Below are 671 nucleotides of genomic sequence, written 5' to 3' on the forward strand. Positions count from 1 at the left end.
ACCACCTCGCGCGCCTCCGCCTCGATCCGCTCGCCGATCCGGGGCGCGGCGAGCAGGGTCGCGCCGCCCCAGGCGACGGCCAGCAGCGGCAGGCCGGCGAGCCAGCCGAACCGGCGGAGACGGGTCTGTCGATCGGGCAGCGGCACGGGCGCTCTCGCAGGGCTGATCCGCAGGCCGTCAGATCAGCCCGACTTTCCGGCATCTTGAAGGCCGCCGTCCATTCCCCCGCCTGCAGAAGGGGCGGGAGGGCGTCGCCCTGCGCGAGCCCCGCCTCAGCCGCCGGCCGCCTCGCGCAGCATCTCCAGTTCGAGCCAGCGGTCCTCGGCCCCCGCGAGTTCGGTCTCGGCCTGGGACAGCATCGTGCTCGCCTTGTCGAAGCGGCCGGGGTCGCGGGCGTAGAGGCCGGGATCGGCCAGGATCTCGCGCAGCTGCGCGATCGCCGCCTCCAGCTTCTTCATGCGCTCGGGCAGCGTCTTCAGTTCGTGCTGGTCCTTGAAGCCGAGCTTCGGCCGCCCCGCGGGCGCGGCGGCGCGCTCGCGCGGCTCGGCCTTCTCGGATCTCGTTTCCTTGCGCCCCGCGGCCGTGCGGGCCTGCACGCCCGCGCCGCGCTGGCCGATCATGTCCGAGTAGCCGCCCGCGTACTCGATCCAGCGGCCCTCGCCCTCCGAGAC

At 74.5% G+C, this 671-nt stretch carries 1 pseudogene; it reads right to left on the bottom strand.

Annotated features, from left to right (window positions below):
• Nucleotides 1-272: 272 nt before the first annotated feature.
• Nucleotides 273-671 (bottom strand): annotated as a pseudogene (locus tag AX737_RS29050) (ABC transporter ATP-binding protein); the annotation flags it as partial.

The organism is Methylobacterium sp. CCH5-D2 (genome assembly GCF_001556475.1).
GTDB lineage: Bacteria > Pseudomonadota > Alphaproteobacteria > Rhizobiales > Beijerinckiaceae > Methylobacterium > Methylobacterium hispanicum.